Genomic DNA, 18,973 nt, shown 5'->3' with positions numbered 1-18,973 from the left:
ACCTTCAAGCAATCTCGTTACTCGCCCTACGCCTCTAAAATCAGTATCCCGTTTTCTCACATGCGGCAAAAACAAATGGGTTATGGCTGTCCTGAACTTTTGCAATGCGGCGATCCCGCTCGCATTCCCAGGTACTTACCGGATACTGACGGTTCCAGGCTTCCATTAATTGGCGTTGTTGTCTGGAGAGAGAGAACTGGTATTCCTGGTTCATATACAGATAGGTTCGGGCTATCGCACCACGGGAGTGTTCCGGTGGATCCGCACGACGATTTTTGAAATCGATTTTCATCTCGCACTGGCCGTAGAAAGCGCCGCTATTGCCATTCCACGGCAGAAACTGATAATTGGACCGATCCCCGTTGACCTCACCAACCGCGGGGGTCAGGTTATGAAGATCTGCTTCCATGCGGTTGAACTGCTTATTTTTTTTACAGTTCTTACGGCCCCCGTCTTGCCAGCACTGGAGCTGGTGGCCAAATTGCCAGGCCGGGACGACATGTTCCCATTCGATGCGGCTGGCACGTCTTTTCTGTTTGCGTACCCGATAACCGCAACTGGCCAAATCTGGTATGCCTTTTTTCCCTTGCCATTGTATATCGCAACCACAGTAAAAGCTGGTGGGATGATCCTGATAGATCTTCACGGCGATTTTTTTTGCTTTACTGAATGAAGTTGGCGGCGCTGCTATCGAACTTGTGGATATTGCAGTCGCGGTAAGCAGCAACATGAGTGCCAGCCACTTATTAAACGAGGTTTTCATTGATTATCCTGCGCTGAAGATCTGTTCGGCAAGCTTATCAATATTTCTATGATTTAGAAGCACTTCACACTTATATTGTTGTCAATTACATTTCATGCGTAAAAGTTCAGTCTATATTGCAGGGGTTAGCGGTTGGCGGCATTTTGTGCAGTGATAGGCGGCTTGTTGGCGAAGCACTTTATTATGGCGACGGATGGTAAGCAGATGTTCACTGCAGGAACAGGAGTAGGGGAAGGTCTGTCCCCTGACCGACTGAATATCGAAGCTATGTGTTGTGCGGGCCGGAATACCAAAAACTTGCGTCATCATGGTCTGCCATTCAGCGCCGTGAGGGCGGACCCGGCCAAATAACTTGAAGGTGAGCAGGTGAGCGATCTCATGAGGAACGACCTCGGTGAGAAATGCCTCTGGATTTTCTGCAAGCAGTACCGGATTGAAGCGGACTTCCCACCCCTGCAGCCGGGCACTGCCGGCAATTTTACCGCGCTGGTTGAACTTGATTGTGGGGAACGGGAAGCGCTTTCCCAGTTTTCCTTCGGCTAGTGTGATGCAGTATTTAGTCTTTTCAATGACTTGGGTGTGAAGGGGGGACATAGTTATCCAAAGTTCATTGCAGGGTAGCTTGGAGTATATCGTGAACGAGGTGAGGGGGAGAAGAGTCATTATGGCTCTGTGGCCCTTAGATCTTATTGGCAGAGCGGAAAGCTGCGTTGTTATCAGTATGGGCGATTTTTCATCCAGAACCATAGATATAAAAAAAGGAAGCCGAAGCTTCCTTTTTATAATCAGTACGTTGTCGCTTACTTGATGTTAGCGAAGTCGCGTAGCATTTCTGCCTTGTCAGTCGCTTCCCAAGGGAACTCTTCACGACCGAAGTGACCGTAAGCAGCCGTTTTCTGGTATATAGGCTTCAGTAGGTCAAGCATTTCGATCAGGCCGTATGGGCGCAGGTCGAAATTTTGACGAATTGCTTCAACGATAACGTCATGAGGTACGTTTTCAGTACCGAACGTTTCTACCATGATAGACGTTGGATCCGCAACGCCGATAGCGTAAGAAAGCTGGATTTCACAACGGCCAGCCAGACCTGCGGCTACGATGTTTTTCGCAACATAACGTGCAGCGTAAGCCGCAGAACGGTCAACTTTTGATGGATCTTTACCTGAGAAGGCACCACCACCGTGACGAGCTGCACCGCCGTAGGTGTCAACAATGATCTTACGGCCAGTCAGGCCACAGTCACCCATTGGGCCACCGATTACGAAACGGCCGGTCGGGTTGATGAAGTATTTGGTGTCTTTGTTCAGCCACTCAGCAGGCAGTACCGGCTTGATGATTTCTTCCATCACCGCTTCCTGCAGTACTTGCAGCTCAATGCTGTCACAGTGCTGAGTTGAAAGGACGACGGCATCGATACCGACGATTTTGCCTTGATCGTAAGCGAACGTTACCTGGCTTTTCGCATCAGGGCGTAGCCAAGGCAGGGTACCGTTCTTACGAATTTTTGCCTGGCGCTCAACCAGACGGTGAGCATAAGTGATCGGTGCCGGCATCAGGATTTCGGTTTCGTTGGTAGCATAGCCGAACATGATGCCCTGATCACCGGCGCCTAGTTCGCGCGGGTCTTCACGGTCAACACCCTGGTTGATGTCTGGAGATTGCTTACCAATTGCGCTCAGGACCGCACAAGAGTTGGCATCAAAACCCATATCAGAGTTCACGTAGCCGATTTCACGTATTGTCTCACGGGTAATTTCTTCGATATCAACCCAAGCCGAGGTAGTGATTTCACCACCGACCATAACCATACCGGTCTTGACGTAAGTTTCACACGCAACACGTGCTTTTGGATCCTGTTCCAGGATCGCATCCAAGACTGCATCAGAAATTTGATCTGCAATTTTATCTGGATGGCCTTCTGATACTGACTCAGAAGTAAACAGGTGCTTCGACATGCGTACTCTCGCTTTTTATATGATTATGGGTTGGTAATGGGGAGCTCTGAATCAAGGGAATACAGAACCTTGATGCATACGGATATACGTTTGAATGTATAGAGCTACCTCCGTCTAGACGTCTATAATACCGACAACTGGTATAAAATCAACATTGTGAATTGTAGGGAAATGCCCGAACCGTATAGCAAACGTTTACTTATGATGCTTTGATTACAGATAGTTAAGCCTGCTGTTTGTCCAGCTTATTGAATTTGGTCTTATTTTTTGCAGGAAATCGTTTGCAGTATGGGGGTAGACTTTGCGACAATACCCGCCCGCCGAATCATGGCTAATTTGTTACGCCGATGCGAACAGGTAGCCACCATAACAGTCTACGAATTTCTGGAGCAGACATGTCTTCACGTAACGCTAATTCTCGTAAAGAGCTGGCAAATGCTATCCGCGCCCTGAGCATGGACGGCGTTCAACAAGCGAACTCTGGCCATCCTGGTGCACCTATGGGTATGGCAGATATCGCTGAAGTACTGTGGCGCAGCCACATGAACCACAACCCACAAAACCCGCAGTGGGCTGATCGCGACCGTTTTATTTTGTCAAACGGCCACGGTTCAATGCTTATTTACTCTCTGCTTCACCTGACCGGTTATGACCTGTCTATCGATGATCTGAAGAACTTCCGTCAGCTGCACTCGAAAACTCCGGGTCACCCTGAATACGGTTACGCACCAGGTATCGAAACAACAACAGGTCCACTCGGTCAGGGTATTACTAACGGTGTTGGTATGGCGATGGCAGAAAAGGCCCTTGCTGCGCAGTTCAACCGTGACGGCCATGATATCGTTGACCACAACACTTATGTATTCATGGGTGATGGCTGTCTGATGGAAGGGATCTCTCACGAAGCTTGTTCACTGGCGGGCACTTTGGGGCTGGGCAAGCTAGTTGCGTTCTGGGATGACAACGGTATTTCTATCGACGGTGACGTTCAAGGCTGGTTCTCTGACGATACGCCGAAGCGTTTCGAAGCGTACGGCTGGCATGTGATTCCTGCTGTTGATGGTCACGATGCGGACGCAATCAACGCTGCAATTGAAGCTGCGAAGGCTGAAACCGGCAAACCAACTCTGATCTGTACTAAGACTATCATTGGTTTTGGTTCACCGAACAAAGCAGGTTCTCACGACTGCCACGGCGCACCGCTAGGCGCTGACGAAATCACCGCAGCCCGTGAATTCCTGGGCTGGAACCATGGTCCTTTCGAAATCCCTGCAGATATTGCTGCTGAGTGGGATGCGAAAGAAGCGGGTGCCGCGAAGGAATCGGCATGGGACGAGAAGTTTGCCGCATATGCTGCTGCTTACCCTGAGCTTGCTGCTGAATACAAGCGCCGCGTAAACGGTGATCTGCCTGCACAGTGGGAAGAGAAAGCCAATGCAATCATTGCTGATCTTCAGGCTAATCCGGCAAACATCGCATCACGTAAAGCCTCGCAAAATGCGCTAGAAGCGTTTGGTGCAATGCTCCCTGAGTTCATGGGCGGCTCTGCTGACCTTGCGCCGTCTAACCTGACCATGTGGTCTGGTTCTCAGTCACTAACGGCCGGAGACTTCTCGGGTAACTATATTCACTACGGTGTCCGTGAATTCGGGATGACGGCAATCATGAACGGTATCGCACTACACGGCGGTTTCGTACCTTACGGCGCGACGTTCCTGATGTTCATGGAATACGCACGTAACGCAATGCGTATGGCTGCTTTGATGAAAGTGCAGAACATTCAGGTCTACACCCACGACTCAATCGGTCTGGGCGAAGATGGTCCTACCCACCAGCCGGTAGAGCAAATTGCTTCACTGCGCCTGACACCAAACATGAGCACATGGCGTCCATGTGATCAGGTTGAATCTGCGGTTGCTTGGAAACTGGCCATCGAGCGTAAAGATGGCCCGACAGCGCTGATCTTCTCGCGTCAGAACCTGGCACAGCAAGAGCGTACAGCAGCACAGGTTGCCGACATCGCCAAGGGTGGTTACATCCTGAAAGATTGCGAAGGCAAGCCAGAACTTATTCTGATTGCGACGGGCTCTGAGGTTGAGCTGGTCACTGAAGCTTACGCACAGCTAACAGCAGCAGGCCGTAAGGTTCGGGTTGTTTCTATGCCGGCAACAGATGCATTCGACAAGCAAGATGCAGCTTACCGTGAGTCGGTACTGCCATCTGATGTGACTGCACGTATTGCTGTTGAAGCCGGTATTGCCGACTTCTGGTATAAGTACGTTGGTTTCGACGGCCGTATCATCGGTATGACCACATTCGGTGAGTCAGCGCCAGCTGGCGAGCTGTTTAAGATGTTTGGCTTCACGGTTGAAAACGTCGTCGACACCGCGCAAGAGCTGCTCGCGTAAGCGATTTATTTCGATACTTGAAAAAAGGCTTCCTCTGGAAGCCTTTTTTATTATTTCCGGCTGGATGAATATAACTTTTCCGTCTGTTTTTACCGCTTTTTATGGGGATATTTATCGTTAATCGCTGGGGATTGTTGGTTTTAAATGTCGAGTCGTGATAGCTGTCACAATTAGGGTGATTCTCGACTGTGCTTGTTATACACTATCGCCGCTTAGTATTTTGGTAGCATGGATATGACACTGAAAGTCGCAATTAATGGATTTGGTCGCATTGGTCGCAGTGTGCTTCGCGCACTGTACGAGAGCGATAAACATACTCAGATAAAAGTCGTGGCGGTTAACGAGTTGGCCGAGCCTGAAGCAATGGCTCACTTGTTACAGTATGACACCAGCCATGGCCGATTCTTTAAGTCAGTCTCCCATGATCAGGAGCATCTCTTTATTGCTCACGACAATGGCGAGCAAGACCGGGTTCGCATTCTGCACCAAAATGACATTACCCTTTTGCCCTGGCATGATTTAGACATCGATATTGTTCTTGACTGTACCGGGGTGTATGGATCTCGCGATGATGGCCTTGCCCACATTAAGGCGGGGGCGAAGAAAGTGTTATTTTCTCATCCGGCTGCCACTGATATCGACAATACGATTATCTATGGTGTGAACCATGAGACGCTCAAGCCTGAGCACCGCATTGTTTCTAATGGTTCCTGTACCACCAACTGTATTGTCCCGGTGATCAAAGTACTTGATGAAACCTTTGGCATCGAATCCGGCACAATCACCACCATCCACTCGGCGATGAATGACCAACAGGTTATCGACGCTTACCATTCTGATTTGCGTCGTACCCGGGCTGCCAGTCAGTCAATTATTCCTGTTGATACTAAACTGCATCTTGGAATTGGTCGTATATTCCCGAAACTTTCTGACAAATTTGAAGCAATTTCTGTGCGCGTACCTACAATTAACGTCACGGCGATGGATTTAAGTGTCACAGTTAAAACAAATGTGAAAGTTAATGACGTAAATCAATCACTGTCTGAGGCATCTCGTTGTACATTAGATGGTATTATGGATTACACCGAAGCACCGCTGGTTTCCATTGACTTCAATCACGATCCCCACAGCGCGATAGTCGACGGCACGCAAACGCGAGTCAGCAATAAGCACTTAATAAAGTTGCTGGTGTGGTGTGATAACGAATGGGGATTCGCCAACCGTATGTTAGATACCGCGTTGGCCATGCATACTTGTGATAGCGTGCAGCATAGTGATGCCACGATGCAGTATAGCGAAGCATAACAGCAGTAAAGAATTATTTGGGTCTGGCAGTGACGCCGGGCTGGTAAAAGAACTTTAAATTTTATTTTTAACACTGTTGAGAGGACAAACCATGTCTGTAATCAAGATGACTGATCTGGAACTTGCTGGTAAGCGCGTATTTATTCGTGCAGATCTAAACGTACCAGTTAAAGACGGTAAGGTAACATCTGACGCGCGTATTCTAGCGTCTCTTCCAACTATCAAGCTGTGCCTAGAAGCTGGCGCTAAAGTAATGGTTACTTCACACCTTGGTCGTCCAACTGAAGGTGAGTACAACGAAGAGTTCTCTCTGGCTCCAGTAGTTAACTACTTAAATGACGCACTAGATTGTGACGTTAAGCTGGCAAAAGATTACCTGGATGGTCTTGAGCTAAATGCTGGTGAGCTAGTTGTTCTTGAAAACGTTCGCTTTAACAAAGGCGAGAAGAAGAACGAAGAAGAGCTTTCTAAGAAATATGCCGCACTTTGCGACATCTTCGTGATGGATGCATTCGGTACGGCTCACCGTGCACAAGCATCAACTCACGGTGTTGGCATGTTCGCACCGGTAGCATGCGCTGGCCCTCTGCTAGCTGCTGAGCTTGAAGCGCTGGGTAAAGCAATGGACAATCCAGCTCGTCCACTGGTTGCAATCGTTGGTGGTTCTAAAGTTTCGACTAAACTGACTGTTCTTGAGTCGCTATCTAAAATCGCTGACCAACTGGTTGTTGGTGGTGGTATCGCGAATACTTTCATTGCTGCTGAAGGCCACAATGTTGGTAAATCGCTATACGAAGCGGATTTAGTTGAAACAGCTAAAAAACTAATGAAAGAGTGTGCGATTCCTGTTGCAACTGACGTTGCCTGTGCAAAAGCATTTGATGAGAACGCAGAAGCTGAAATTAAGCACGTTTCTGAAGTTCAAGACGACGACATGATTTTTGACCTGGGTCCTGATTCAACAGCGGCTCTTGCTAAAATCATCAGCAATGCCAAAACAATTCTTTGGAATGGCCCTGTTGGCGTATTTGAATTCAAAAACTTTGAAGCGGGTACTGCCGGTATTTCTAAAGCCATTGCAGAATCGGAAGGCTTCTCGGTTGCTGGCGGCGGTGACACATTAGCAGCTATCGACAAGTTCGGCATCAAGGCTGATATTTCTTACATTTCTACTGGTGGCGGTGCGTTCCTTGAGTTCGTTGAAGGTAAAGTATTACCAGCCGTTGCGATGCTAGAAGAGCGCGCAAAAGCATAATTAAATAAGCTGGGAGCGCGTGCTCCCACCTTTTAATGTTTGTGAATCGGATCAAGTTTTTATAGAATGCTTGACCGGAAGCAAACGTTTGCAAAGTTTTGTTAAATATTTAACTCAGACTACGAAAGTAAATAGGACTATTGTTATGTCTAAGATCTTCGATTTTGTAAAACCTGGCGTAATTTCTGGCGACGACGTTCAGAAAGTTTTTGAAGTAGCAAAAGAAAACAAATTTGCCCTTCCTGCCGTTAACGTGGTTAACACTGATACTATCAATGGTGTTCTAGAAGCTGCAGCTAAAGTTAAAGCGCCTGTCGTTGTTCAGTTCTCTAACGGCGGTGCTGGTTTCTTCGTTGGTAAAGGTCTTAAGCTAGAAGGTCAGGAAGCACAAATCGCTGGCGCGGTAGCGGGTGCTAAGTACGTTCATGCTGTTGCTGAAGCTTACGGTATTCCAGTGATTCTTCACACTGACCATGCAGCTAAGAAACTTCTTCCTTGGATCGACGGTCTGCTAGACGCGGGCGAAGAGTTCTTCGCACAAACGGGTAAGCCTCTGTTCTCTTCTCACATGATCGACCTTTCTGAAGAGTCTCTAGAAGAAAACATCGAAACATGTGCTAAGTACCTAGAGCGCATGGCTAAGATGGGTATGACGCTAGAAATCGAACTGGGTTGTACTGGTGGTGAAGAAGATGGCGTTGATAACTCTGACATGGACGCTTCTGAGCTTTACACTTCTCCTGAAGATGTAGCTTACGCATACGAGAAACTAAGCGCTATCAGCCCACGTTTCACTATCGCAGCATCTTTCGGTAACGTACACGGTGTATACCAGGCGGGTAACGTTGTGCTTACTCCAACTATCCTGCGTGACTCTCAAGCATACTGTGCAGAGAAGTTCGGTATCGCACCTAACGCTCTGAACTTCGTATTCCACGGTGGTTCTGGTTCTTCTGAAGCAGAAATCCAAGAGTCAATCGGCTACGGTGTTATCAAAATGAACATCGATACTGATACTCAGTGGGCGACTTGGGACGGTATTCGTCAATACGAAGCAGCTAACCATGATTTCCTACAGGGTCAAATCGGTAATCCAACTGGCGAAGCTGCGCCAAACAAAAAGTACTACGATCCACGCGTATGGCTACGTGCTGGTCAAGAGTCTATGGTTACTCGTCTTGAGAAAGCATTCTCAGACCTTAACGCAATCGACGTACTGTAATTTATTACGGAACGGTGTAATCCACGCTTAGGCGTTGGACATTGAGATTATTTAAAAGCCCGCATTGCGGGCTTTTTTATTATCCGGAGAAATAAATTGGTATATATTAACAGGTAGAAAAAATCGATTCCTATCAATAGCCTTTCAATCTTTAATGAGAATGTCGAGGATATCGGGGGAGTGTTAATTCTGTCGGGATAAATAAAGAGAGAGTAATAATGAGTGAGAGTGTTACAGACAAGGTTGTTGATACCCTGGCCGATAATCAGTTAACAAATGGCGTACTGAATGCCGGAACCTGGGTGACCGATAATCAGGATCTGTTGATCCAGTACGGGGTTAACCTGATTTCGGCGATTCTGATCCTATTCGTTGGTAATCTTATTGTTAAAGGAATCGCCAACGGCGTGGCGAAAGTGCTGCGTAAAAAGAGCATGGACGAGGCGGTTGTTGAGTTTCTGCATTCGCTCGTGCGCTATCTGCTGTTTGTAATTGTTCTGATTGCAGCACTTGGTCGTTTAGGCGTTCAGACGGCATCTGTCGTTGCGGTTATCGGTGCCGCGGGTTTGGCGATTGGCTTAGCACTGCAAGGCTCACTATCTAACTTTGCCGCGGGTGTGCTGATTGTCGGGTTCCGTCCGTTCAAGTCCGGTGATTACGTTGAAGTTGGTGGCGTGGCGGGATCGGTTGAGTCGATTCAAATATTCTCAACGGTACTGTGTACGCCAGATAACAAAATGGTTGTGGTACCGAATGGGGCGGTTATCAGTAGCCCCATTACGAACTATTCACGCCATGCAACCCGCCGAATTGATTTTGTTATCGGGGTCTCTTATGACGCGGATTTGAAGAAAACCAAAGAAGTGCTCGCACGTGTGGTTGCCGCTGAGCCGCGGGTATTAAAAGATCCTGCACCCACCATCGGTGTCGTGGCACTGGCGGATTCCTCTGTTAACTTAGTGGTTCGGCCATGGGTTAAAACCGCTGATTACTGGCGCGTATACTTCGATTTGCTACAAGCGATTAAAGAAGAGCTTGATAAAGAAGATATTACAATCCCATACCCTCAAATGGATGTGCATTTGAATAAGCTGGAAGGCTAAGATCTGATAAACCAAAATGGAGCCGGGTGGGCTCCATTTTTTTCTGGAATCATTAATCGCCGCGACACGGACAGTGAATATGGTTTAAGCCTGTTCAACCGCTGGCAGAGTGATCACTGGATTCGTTAAGTGCATGAGCAGTTTATTCAGTTCAGCGCTATCAAAGGCAAAGGTATAGTCCGGTTTTCCGGGGGTAAACATCAGCTCTTTATGCTCATAAACCACCGGGTCGACGAGCAAGGTAATATGCTCCGGCAAGCCAAACGGGCACACCGCTCCGGGCACACAGCCAATCTCAACTGCCATCTCCTCATTGCTGCATACCGACACCCTTTTACCCAGCACCTGCTTAACCAGCTTACTGTTCAAACGACGGTCGCGATGGGTCAGGAGCAAACAATAACCCCCTCCCTTAATTTTCATGAACAGGCTTTTGGTTGGTGCTGCTGTCCAGCCCAGTTCTTTAGCAATACGCTCATCGGTTGCAAAATCCAGGATCGGCGCATGTTGCCATTGCCGATAACCGACACCGGCTTTGCTGAACAGGGCAAGATTTTTGCGATAGATAGCTTCCAATTGTTCAGGCAACATATTGTTTAAATAGTCCTTTTAGTGGCTGGCGATGAGAGCATCATAGCGGCAACGGCGAGATCAATACTGCGCTTTACCTTTGATTTTAACAAGGTAGAACCTCATTTTACCGTACCGATAGCAAAAACGACGCGATCATGGCTTTCAAACACCCAGTCATACATATCATCGGCCGTTGATATTGACTGCTCAATAAAACGGCATTCAAAAAAGAGAACAAGGGGGATAATTTGGTGAGTTCTGTTGTCGAACCCATACACGTAACGCATTATCGAATATTCGCCATCAATAATATCTTCAATAACAAGAGAGTAGGAAAGCAATATGAAGAAACATTTACTCGCGGTGGTATTAGTCGGCGCCAGTTCATTGATCTCTGCGGGAGTAATGGCTGCGGATGTTGATTTTCCGCATCTGGAAACCACAGGGATGGGCGAAGTCATGGCCCAGCCTGATATGGCAGTGTTCACGGTTGAAGTTGTCGAAACCCGGCAGACGGCAAAAGAAGCCAAGCTGGCGGTAGATAAAGCTGTCACCGCCTTTAACGAACGCCTGAAGCAGCAAGGTGTGGATCGCACAGATATTACGAGTGCGAATATTACGCTGCACCCACAATACCATTATCCAAAAGATAAACAGCCAGAGCTAACGGGCTATCGTGCCAGTCGCCATATAACGGTAACCGTCAAGTTGCTAGAGAAGTTGAACGAATATTTAGATGGCGCTTTGGGTGATGGTATTAATCGGATTAATCACATCGAGCTGAAAGTCAGCAATGAAGCGGAGTTCATCGAGCAGGCACGTCAGGCTGCGATTAAAGATGCCCGGGAAAAAGCTGAATCGCTTGCTAAGGGATTTGGTGAGAGCATTGAAGGGGTGTGGAAGATCACGTACCACGCCGCTAGCCCACGTCCGATAATGATGAGGGCAATGGCCATGGACGCCGCCGGAGAAACGGCGGCAACCTATCAAGATGCTCACATGACGATTCGGGATCGGGTGGAAGTGGTGTTTAAGCTTGAGGAGTAGAAGATATTTTGAGTTGCGAGATTCTAGTTTCTAGTTTCTAGTCACGAGGAAAATCAAAAGCTTGACTTCAAAATCTGACTCGAAGAGTCTGCCGGACCATAGGACCATAGGACCATAGGACCATAGGACCATAGGACCATAGGACCATAGGACCATAGGACCATAGGACCATAGGACCATAGGACCATAGGACCATAGGACCATAGGACCATAGGACTAAAACACAAAAAGGAGAGCAAATGCTCTCCTTTCTCATATCTCGAAACTAGGATCTCGAATCTCAAACCTCGAAACTAGGCTCTCGATTCTGTCGTTTTGATATTAATGCAGAATACGGGCACGAATGGTGCCGTCGATAGCTTTCAGCTTTCGGAGGGCTTCTTCCGAGCGCTTGGTTTCCACATCAATAACCACATAACCGATCTGGGCACCTGTTTGCAGGTACTGCGCAGCAATGTTGATCCCTTCTGCGGCGAAGATCGTGGTGATCTGATTCAGGATCCCCGGGCGGTTTTCATGAATGTGCAGCAGACGCGAACAGTCGCGGTGCTCAGGCAGTGACACTTCAGGGAAGCCAACTGCTGACAGTGTTGAACCATTATCGGAATATTTCACTAACTTACCGGCGACTTCAAGCCCGATGTTTTCCTGCGCTTCCTGGGTTGAGCCACCGATATGCGGTGTCAACAATACATTGTCAAATTGTGCCAGTGGCGATATGAACGGGTCTTTGTTGGTTTTCGGCTCTACCGGGAAGACGTCAATTGCAGCGCCCGCGAGGTGCTTGCTTTCCAGCGCGCTGCAGAGCGCATCGATTTCAACCACAGTGCCACGCGCGGCATTGATGAAAATAGCCCCTGGTTTCATGCGAGCAAACTCATCAGCGCCCATCATATCCTGAGTATCAGGGGTTTCCGGCACATGCAGGCTGACCACATCACACTTGTTGAGCAGCTCGGTCATTGAGCGAACCTGCGTGGCGTTACCCAGTGAGAGTTTGTTTTCGATATCGTAGAAATAGACTCGCATGCCGAGGTTTTCTGCCAGAATACCCAGCTGCGTACCGATGTGGCCGTAACCAATGATGCCTAACCGTTTGCCGCGCGCTTCATAAGAATGATCGGCAGACTTCTGCCATTCACCACGGTGGGCTTTGGCATTTTTTTCCGGAATACCGCGAAGCAGCAGCAGTATTTCTCCCAGTACTAACTCGGCGACACTTCGGGTATTTGAGAAGGGGGCGTTAAAAACCGGAATACCCCGTTTGCTAGCTCCTGCAAGATCAACCTGATTGGTACCGATACAGAAACAACCCACAGCCATCAGCTTCTTGGCTGAGTCAAAGACTTCTTCCGTTAGCTGAGTACGCGAGCGAATACCGACAAAGTGGGCGTCTTTGATCGCATCAAGCAGTTCGCTACCGGCAAGTGAACCTTTATGGTATTCAATATTGGTGTAACCAGCCTGCTGTAAAACCTCAATTGTAGAAGGGTGGAGGCCTTCCAATAAGAGAATTTTAATCTTTTCTTTATCCAGTGAAACTTTAGCCATTGGGTTCTCATCCTTTAAAACATGAGTGGCAGGAGCTCAGGTTGGGCAACCGGCGAAGCGGAACGGAAAAGGATTTACGGTATTATATAGCGGGCTGCGGGTAATATCCTTTTCCTGCTTGCCAGTAGCCTGAGGCTTACACTCAAACGATTGCTACATGCTGTTCATTAAAGTATCAAATAATAACCAGTAAGGGTAAGAATATTACAAAAAAGACAATAAAAAACGGCATATATTATGCCGTTTCGTAATCTAATAACATAAGCTGCGGGTATGCTTGCTTATTTTTCGAATTTTTTAACACCATCTGGCGAGCCAACCAGCAGAACATCCGCTCCGCGGTGAGCAAACAGACCGACAGTCACCACACCTGGCAAGGCATTGATTTTGTCTTCCATCGCCTTCGCGTCAGTGATTGCCATGTTATGCACGTCAATAATAATATTGCCGTTATCCGTCACAACACCTTCACGGTATACCGGATCGCCACCAAGCTTGACCAGCTCACGACCGATATATGAACGTGCCATTGGGATCACTTCAACGGGCAGAGGGAACTGACCCAGAACGTCTACTTGTTTAGTATTATCAACAATGCAGATGAATTTTTTAGACATTGCAGCAACGATTTTCTCGCGAGTCAGTGCCGCGCCGCCGCCTTTGATCATGTCATATTGTTCATTGATTTCGTCGGCACCATCAACATAAATATCGAGGCCGTCAACGTCATTGGCATCAAAAACCGGAATACCGATTTGTTCCAGACGTTCAGTGGAGGCGACAGAGCTCGAAACCGCTCCTTTGATCTCTTCTTTGCGGGTTTCTAGTGCATCGATGAAGTGATTAACGGTTGAGCCAGTCCCTACACCGACAATGCTGCCTTTTGTAACGTATTCCAGTGCAGCCCAGCCAGCCGCTTTTTTCATTTCATCTTGTGTCATGCCTGTCTCCTAGTAATGGCTAATACCAAACTGAACAAGTCTCTGCTCGAGCAGAGACTTGTTCAGTTTGGTATCACGTTGCGCGGAGCGCTGATTATAGCGAAGAGTGGATGATACGTCAGGGCAAATTTTGACTGAGATCGCTGTTATCTAACTCATAAATCATAATTCTATTAATAACATAGAGTTAGCGGTGAAGGCTGTGGCACATAAATACCAAACGTTTGCGTGGTTCGATTGGGATTGGCTGAGGAGACGTCAGTATTCGTCCATTACCAGGAAAAATGGCAGGAAGGCGTAATAATTTCTGGTAGCGGAACATCCCAGGCTTCGAACGGCAGGTTTTCGACCTGCTGGCAATCATGAGCCAGCCCCAGCGGGCGCGGGCCTTGTTTCTCATGATGCCAGCGATTGAGCGTGCGGTCATAATAACCGCCCCCCATTCCCAGCCGCTGACCGGTATTATCAAAGGCGACCAGCGGGGTGCAGATCAGATCCAGTTCACTTACCGGCTTGACCAGGCGAATATCTAATACCGGCTCTTGGATGTGATATTTATTCAGCGTCATCCGTGTCTCTGGCGTATAGTGCAGAAACAGTAACTGGCCTTTGCTGAATGGATGCAGAACAGGCAGATAAACCGCTTTGCCGTGCTGCCACAGCCAGTCAATCAGTGGCTGAGTATTGATTTCACCGTCATTAGATAAATACAGGGCAATATGATGGGCGTCGATAACACTTGCCACCTGTTGGAATAGTATCAGCAGATCGTGCGCGGCATGCTGTTGTTGCTGAGGGCTGAGGCCACGGCGACGCAGGCGAATATGCTGGCGAATGTGCTGGCGAGAAGATGAGGGTTGAACAGGTGAACTCATAGGTCATCCAATGACAGAGGTAGTTCGGGTAATTATAGAGCGAGTATCTAGTGGAAGAGCGTCTAGAATCTCAATTCTCGTTACGATCGAGGTAGAGGGGATGCCCCAGGGTGCCGTTGCGCATTGTGGCCCTTGAACCAGATGTTCAAGGTGGATCAGCAACATCAACCGCAGGCTTCTCAGTCAGGCTGAGCATGCTCAATAGCTAATAGACAGCTAATCCTGTTTTTTTGCTTATCGGCTCGGGGACGTTAATACGCTGACGTACACCCCAGGGTCAATTCATTATCAACGCTTTGGTTGATTTTGCAATGCTTTATCCAATGTTTCTGCTAGCGTGCTGATTCTATTGGATAAATTTGAAGCACTGCCGTTGTGTTCTCTACGCTCGCTGTGCATTTCACTGCACACGTTTAAACCGGCAAACATCAGCAGTTGCTCGGTGTTTGTTACCTTTGTGCGTTCAGACAGATCTTTCAGACGCTGATCAAAATCTGCCGCCGCTTCTCGCAGCGCATCTTCCTGACCTAATGGACAGTTAACCTTTAAGAACCTGCCTAAAACTTGAATTTCAACTGCCTGAGTACTCATAAATCTCTAATCAGCTCCGTGCAAGAATACTGTCTGCTTAGCATTCCGCTTGCAATAGGAAGATAATATAGGAAAAGCCTTTTCAACATGCAAGTCCACTCATCACGCTTTAGGGGGATGAGTCACTGACTAATCAGAAATTAACCAGTCTGCTGCAATCTGCTGCAACTGCAAACATAGCCCAAGCTTTCCCCAAAGGGTATTAGCCTGATTTGAGGCTAAGTGGTAGCATAACACAATTAAGATTAGCACCAATGAGACGAAGGTGAACCCCCCATGAGCGAAGTTAAAATCCCTCTATATGAAGCTGTTGATACAGCATTAAAAGATCACGGTTTAGCGGCTTCACCGTCAGAGCTTCACGGCCTGCTGAGCGGTATGATCTGCGGAGGCCTGGCGGTAGACGATGAAAGCTGGATCGGTCCGGTAAGCGACTACGCCAACGAGGGTCAACCTTTAACTGATGGTGCGAAAGTGGCAGTTCGGACGGTATTTGATGCCGCCTCCACCGAGCTGGGGGGGGTAGCAACAATATTGTTTACCTCAACGGCTGCTGAACTGGCTCATTACGAATTCAACATTTCTCTACTGCTGCCTGCTGAAGACGCTGAGCTGATGCTGCGCGCCGAAGCATTGAGTGAATGGACGACTAATTTTATTTCAGGCCTGGGTTTGATGGGGCTGGAAAAAGCCAAGCTGTCACCGGAAGTGACGGAAGCCGTGTCGGTGCTGGAAGAGATCGCCCAGTTAGGTATCGATGAAGACGAAGACATGGCAGAGCAGGCGCAGTTGTTCGATAATGTGGTTGCCTATGTGCCTGAATGTGTGTTGGCCTGTCTGGTTGAGTTGAGCCAGCGTCCGGGAGCGGTTGAAGAACCGACTATCCCTGGTATTGGTCAGGGTGAAAAACCGACGCAGCATTAACTAACGCTAAGGGACTGGATGTGAAACAGTATGATGTTGTAATTGCCGGGGGCGCGATGGCCGGTGCGGCATTGGCAATTGCACTGAATAAACTCTGTGGCAATCGTTGCGATAGTGTTCAGGGGTTGCGTATTGCGGTTGTTGAAGCCGTCAAACCGACACTGGATCAGCACCCGGGCTATGATGCGCGCAGTATCGCGTTATCTTTAGGCTCTGCCAATCTGCTGGATAAAATCGGGGTCTGGCCTAAACTGGCTAATGCCGCGACCGCGATTTCTCATATCCATGTTTCTGATCGCGGCCATGCGGGTATGGTTCGTATGGATGCCAAAGAGTTGGCGGTTGATGCGCTCGGTTATGTGGTTGAACTGGCTGATACCGGCACGGTATTTCATCAGCAGCTTAAGCAACAGGATCAGACCGATCTCTATTGCCCGGCGACGATCGCCGACATCTCACGTACTCAGCAGCAAGTCAATCTCACCCTTGGGTCGGGAGAGCAGTTGCAAACCCGGCTACTGGTGACCGCTGATGGTGCCTTGTCGGGGTGTTGTGAACTGTTAGGCATTCCCCGGATCGAACACGACTTTGAACAAGTGGCCGTGATTGCCAATATAACCACCGCAATAGCACACCAGGGTCGAGCTTTTGAGCGTTTTACCCCTTTTGGCCCGGTTGCGATGTTGCCGATGTCGGAAGGGCGGAGTTCACTGGTATGGTGCATTAAGCCCGAGCATCAGGCCGCAGTCATGGGGTGGGACGATGGGCGGTTCCTGGCAGAATTGCAGCAGGTTTTTGGCTGGCGTTTAGGCCAGTTAGTTAAAACCGGCGAGCGTGCAGCCTATCCGTTATTGCTGCGCCAGTCGCAGTCACTGACCTCGCACCGTGTCGCCGTGGTGGGTAATGCTGCGCAAACGCTGCATCCGATTGCGGGGCAAGGGTTTAATTTAGGACTGCGTGATGTCATGTCACTGGCCGAAGAGATCGTACGGGCTCTCGATCTGGGCGAAGATGTAGGTTGTGCTGCGATGTTAAGTCGCTACCGCCAGCGTCGCATGCCGGATCGCGAGGCGACAATTGCCATGACATCAGGGCTGGTGAGCCTCTTTGCCAATGACAGTTTTCCTCTCGTTGCTGGCCGTAATACCGGCCTGATGATAATGAACCTTTTTGATACGTTAAAGGCACCGCTGCTAAGGCGTGCGATGGGACAGGTAGAAAGATAATTAATGGAATTGGTATAATGATGCAGAGTGTTGATGTTGCCATTATTGGTGGGGGAATGGTTGGCCTGACCCTGGCCGCTGCGTTAGCGGACACCGAGCTGCGTGTTGCCGTGATTGAAGGTCAGTTGCCTGAACCTGAGCTTGCTTCATTACCGGATTTACGTGTTTCCGCATTAAGCCGAGCCAGCGAGCGTATTCTTCGCCGGACCGGAGCCTGGTCGGGGATTGAAGCCCGTCGTCTGACTCCTTACCGAAAAATGGAGGTCTGGGAGCAAGATAGCTTCGCCAGCATTCAATTTGATGCCGAACGTTTAGCCCAGCCGAATCTAGGGTATATCGTCGAAAACCGGGTCATTCAGTTAGCGCTGCTGGATCGCGTTAAGCAGTTGAGCAATGTCACTGTGCTGGCACCGGAACGCTGTCAGAATATTGCTTTCGGTGAGAGCGAAGCCTGGCTCAGCATGGAATCGGGTAAAAATCTGACGGCCAAGCTGGTGGTCGGTGCGGATGGCGCTAACTCTTGGCTTCGTCATCAGCTGGATATTCCACTGACTCACTGGGATTACGGCCACAGCGCCATTGTGGCCAATATTCGTTGTGATGAAGCCCATGGCAACACAGCGCGCCAGATTTTCCGGCCGCAAGGGCCACTGGCCTTTCTGCCGTTAGCTGAAAGTGATTTATGTTCTATTGTCTGGTCTGTTCCACCGGAAGAGGCTGAGCAGTTGTGTGGGTTAAGTGACGAAGAATTTAATAAGTCACTCACGGCTGCTTTTGATCACCGTTTAGGTTTATGTCAAGTTGAAGGTGAACGTCAGGCGTTCCCACTGAAAATGCGTTATGCCCGCGACTTTGTTCGAGACCGTGTCGCTTTAGTCGGTGATGCCGCGCACACTATTCATCCTTTAGCGGGTCAGGGGGTTAACCTTGGTTTACTGGATGCGGCAAGTCTGGCTCAAGAACTCAAGGCGTTGTGGTTGCAAGAGCAGGATATCGGCCATAAAGCCAATTTGCGTCATTATGAACGCTGGCGAAAAGCGGAAGCCGCTAAAATGATCGCTGCAATGCAGACATTCCGGGATCTGTTCGACGGTAGTAACCCGGCTAAAAAGCTGGTGCGGGATCTGGGCATGCTGATTGCGGATAAAGCGCCGGGAGTCAAAGACGAGTTTATGCGCCGGGCTCTGGGTTTATCGGGTGAGTTACCGGAATTAGCCAAATATTAATGTCAAAT

17 protein-coding genes and 1 other RNA gene are annotated in these 18,973 nt (G+C 48.8%); 9 read left to right on the top strand and 9 right to left on the bottom strand.

What is annotated here, in order from left to right; all coding sequences use genetic code 11:
* Window positions 1-40 precede the first annotated feature (40 nt).
* The 3 genes from endA to metK form a co-directional block, all read right to left on the bottom strand.
* Window positions 41-730: a deoxyribonuclease I gene (gene endA, locus R3289_RS17605; protein ID WP_413466721.1), complete on the bottom strand. Its 690-nt coding sequence runs from the start codon at window positions 728-730 to the stop codon at window positions 41-43.
* Window positions 731-874: 144 nt separating this feature from the next.
* Window positions 875-1,357 carry a SprT family zinc-dependent metalloprotease gene (locus R3289_RS17600; protein WP_318926996.1) on the bottom strand — a complete coding sequence of 161 codons (483 nt, stop codon included), beginning with the start codon at window positions 1,355-1,357 and terminating at the stop codon, window positions 875-877.
* A 206-nt stretch (window positions 1,358-1,563) separates the two neighbouring features.
* Window positions 1,564-2,718, bottom strand: a complete 1,155-nt coding sequence (metK, locus tag R3289_RS17595) for a methionine adenosyltransferase (RefSeq protein WP_318926995.1) — start codon at window positions 2,716-2,718, stop codon at window positions 1,564-1,566.
* Between the two features lie 395 nt (window positions 2,719-3,113).
* Here metK and tkt point away from each other — a divergent pair, with 395 nt between their 5' ends.
* The 5 genes from tkt to mscS all read left to right on the top strand — a co-directional run bounded on the left by tkt (window position 3,114) and on the right by mscS (window position 10,011).
* Window positions 3,114-5,126, top strand: coding sequence for a transketolase (tkt, locus tag R3289_RS17590; RefSeq protein WP_318926994.1), 2,013 nt, complete (start codon window positions 3,114-3,116; stop codon window positions 5,124-5,126).
* 234 nt (window positions 5,127-5,360) lie between these two features.
* Window positions 5,361-6,431 carry an erythrose-4-phosphate dehydrogenase gene (gene epd / locus R3289_RS17585; protein WP_318926993.1) on the top strand — a complete coding sequence of 357 codons (1,071 nt, stop codon included), beginning with the start codon at window positions 5,361-5,363 and terminating at the stop codon, window positions 6,429-6,431.
* Window positions 6,432-6,522: 91 nt separating this feature from the next.
* On the top strand, window positions 6,523-7,686 hold the full coding sequence (locus R3289_RS17580; protein ID WP_318926992.1) for a phosphoglycerate kinase: 1,164 nt from the start codon (window positions 6,523-6,525) through the stop codon (window positions 7,684-7,686).
* A gap of 145 nt (window positions 7,687-7,831) precedes the next feature.
* Window positions 7,832-8,908 (top strand): class II fructose-bisphosphate aldolase, encoded by a 1,077-nt coding sequence (gene fbaA, locus R3289_RS17575; RefSeq protein WP_318926991.1) that lies wholly within the window; start codon window positions 7,832-7,834, stop codon window positions 8,906-8,908.
* A gap of 218 nt (window positions 8,909-9,126) precedes the next feature.
* The gene (gene mscS, locus R3289_RS17570; RefSeq protein WP_318926990.1) at window positions 9,127-10,011 is read left to right on the top strand and encodes a small-conductance mechanosensitive channel MscS; all 885 of its coding nucleotides are present in this window, start codon (window positions 9,127-9,129) and stop codon (window positions 10,009-10,011) included.
* Between the two features lie 84 nt (window positions 10,012-10,095).
* Here the strand turns inward: mscS and R3289_RS17565 are convergent, their stop codons facing one another.
* Window positions 10,096-10,602: a YbaK/EbsC family protein gene (locus R3289_RS17565; protein WP_318926989.1), complete on the bottom strand. Its 507-nt coding sequence runs from the start codon at window positions 10,600-10,602 to the stop codon at window positions 10,096-10,098.
* Window positions 10,603-10,926: 324 nt separating this feature from the next.
* On the opposite strand from R3289_RS17565, the gene R3289_RS17560 reads away from it, so the two are divergent.
* A complete protein-coding gene (locus R3289_RS17560; protein WP_318926988.1) occupies window positions 10,927-11,631 on the top strand; it encodes an oxidative stress defense protein in 705 nt (234 codons plus the stop codon).
* A 321-nt stretch (window positions 11,632-11,952) separates the two neighbouring features.
* On the opposite strand, the gene serA is transcribed toward R3289_RS17560, so the two are convergent.
* The 5 genes from serA to zapA form a co-directional block, all read right to left on the bottom strand.
* Window positions 11,953-13,182 (bottom strand): phosphoglycerate dehydrogenase, encoded by a 1,230-nt coding sequence (serA, locus tag R3289_RS17555; RefSeq protein ID WP_318926987.1) that lies wholly within the window; start codon window positions 13,180-13,182, stop codon window positions 11,953-11,955.
* 281 nt (window positions 13,183-13,463) lie between these two features.
* Window positions 13,464-14,123 (bottom strand): ribose-5-phosphate isomerase RpiA, encoded by a 660-nt coding sequence (rpiA, locus tag R3289_RS17550; RefSeq protein WP_318926986.1) that lies wholly within the window; start codon window positions 14,121-14,123, stop codon window positions 13,464-13,466.
* Between the two features lie 272 nt (window positions 14,124-14,395).
* On the bottom strand, window positions 14,396-14,998 hold the full coding sequence (locus R3289_RS17545) for a 5-formyltetrahydrofolate cyclo-ligase (protein WP_318926985.1): 603 nt from the start codon (window positions 14,996-14,998) through the stop codon (window positions 14,396-14,398).
* Between the two features lie 98 nt (window positions 14,999-15,096).
* A non-coding RNA gene (gene ssrS, locus R3289_RS17540) (6S RNA) lies at window positions 15,097-15,279 on the bottom strand.
* Between the two features lie 7 nt (window positions 15,280-15,286).
* Window positions 15,287-15,589 (bottom strand): cell division protein ZapA, encoded by a 303-nt coding sequence (gene zapA / locus R3289_RS17535; protein ID WP_318926984.1) that lies wholly within the window; start codon window positions 15,587-15,589, stop codon window positions 15,287-15,289.
* 276 nt (window positions 15,590-15,865) lie between these two features.
* Between zapA and R3289_RS17530 the strand changes: the two genes are divergently transcribed.
* The 3 genes from R3289_RS17530 to R3289_RS17520 are packed head-to-tail and all read left to right on the top strand — an operon-like array spanning window position 15,866 to window position 18,965.
* The gene (locus R3289_RS17530; RefSeq protein WP_318926983.1) at window positions 15,866-16,513 is read left to right on the top strand and encodes a UPF0149 family protein; all 648 of its coding nucleotides are present in this window, start codon (window positions 15,866-15,868) and stop codon (window positions 16,511-16,513) included.
* 20 nt (window positions 16,514-16,533) lie between these two features.
* Complete coding sequence (ubiH, locus tag R3289_RS17525) at window positions 16,534-17,739, top strand: 2-octaprenyl-6-methoxyphenyl hydroxylase (RefSeq protein ID WP_318926982.1); 1,206 nt, start codon at window positions 16,534-16,536, stop codon at window positions 17,737-17,739.
* Window positions 17,740-17,756: 17 nt separating this feature from the next.
* The gene (locus R3289_RS17520) at window positions 17,757-18,965 is read left to right on the top strand and encodes an FAD-dependent 2-octaprenylphenol hydroxylase (protein WP_318926981.1); all 1,209 of its coding nucleotides are present in this window, start codon (window positions 17,757-17,759) and stop codon (window positions 18,963-18,965) included.
* Window positions 18,966-18,973: the final 8 nt, after the last annotated feature.

Source organism: Photobacterium sp. (assembly GCF_033720175.1).
In the GTDB taxonomy this organism is placed as follows: Bacteria; Pseudomonadota; Gammaproteobacteria; order Enterobacterales; family Vibrionaceae; genus Photobacterium.
This window is presented reverse-complemented; position numbering and strand designations above follow the sequence as displayed.

Excerpts from the sequence above, each read along its gene's own strand:
- serA (WP_318926987.1), bottom strand. The coding sequence starts at position 13,182 with ATGGCTAAAGTTTCACTGGATAAAGAAAAGATTAAAATTCTCTTATTG.
- endA (WP_413466721.1), bottom strand. The coding sequence starts at position 730 with ATGTTGCTGCTTACCGCGACTGCAATATCCACAAGTTCGATAGCAGCG.
- tkt (WP_318926994.1), top strand. The coding sequence starts at position 3,114 with ATGTCTTCACGTAACGCTAATTCTCGTAAAGAGCTGGCAAATGCTATC.
- R3289_RS17600 (WP_318926996.1), bottom strand. The coding sequence starts at position 1,357 with ATGTCCCCCCTTCACACCCAAGTCATTGAAAAGACTAAATACTGCATC.
- fbaA (WP_318926991.1), top strand. The coding sequence starts at position 7,832 with ATGTCTAAGATCTTCGATTTTGTAAAACCTGGCGTAATTTCTGGCGAC.
- R3289_RS17520 (WP_318926981.1), top strand. The coding sequence starts at position 17,757 with ATGATGCAGAGTGTTGATGTTGCCATTATTGGTGGGGGAATGGTTGGC.
- R3289_RS17545 (WP_318926985.1), bottom strand. The coding sequence starts at position 14,998 with ATGAGTTCACCTGTTCAACCCTCATCTTCTCGCCAGCACATTCGCCAG.
- R3289_RS17530 (WP_318926983.1), top strand. The coding sequence starts at position 15,866 with ATGAGCGAAGTTAAAATCCCTCTATATGAAGCTGTTGATACAGCATTA.
- rpiA (WP_318926986.1), bottom strand. The coding sequence starts at position 14,123 with ATGACACAAGATGAAATGAAAAAAGCGGCTGGCTGGGCTGCACTGGAA.
- mscS (WP_318926990.1), top strand. The coding sequence starts at position 9,127 with ATGAGTGAGAGTGTTACAGACAAGGTTGTTGATACCCTGGCCGATAAT.
- R3289_RS17565 (WP_318926989.1), bottom strand. The coding sequence starts at position 10,602 with ATGTTGCCTGAACAATTGGAAGCTATCTATCGCAAAAATCTTGCCCTG.
- R3289_RS17580 (WP_318926992.1), top strand. The coding sequence starts at position 6,523 with ATGTCTGTAATCAAGATGACTGATCTGGAACTTGCTGGTAAGCGCGTA.
- epd (WP_318926993.1), top strand. The coding sequence starts at position 5,361 with ATGACACTGAAAGTCGCAATTAATGGATTTGGTCGCATTGGTCGCAGT.
- zapA (WP_318926984.1), bottom strand. The coding sequence starts at position 15,589 with ATGAGTACTCAGGCAGTTGAAATTCAAGTTTTAGGCAGGTTCTTAAAG.
- R3289_RS17560 (WP_318926988.1), top strand. The coding sequence starts at position 10,927 with ATGAAGAAACATTTACTCGCGGTGGTATTAGTCGGCGCCAGTTCATTG.
- metK (WP_318926995.1), bottom strand. The coding sequence starts at position 2,718 with ATGTCGAAGCACCTGTTTACTTCTGAGTCAGTATCAGAAGGCCATCCA.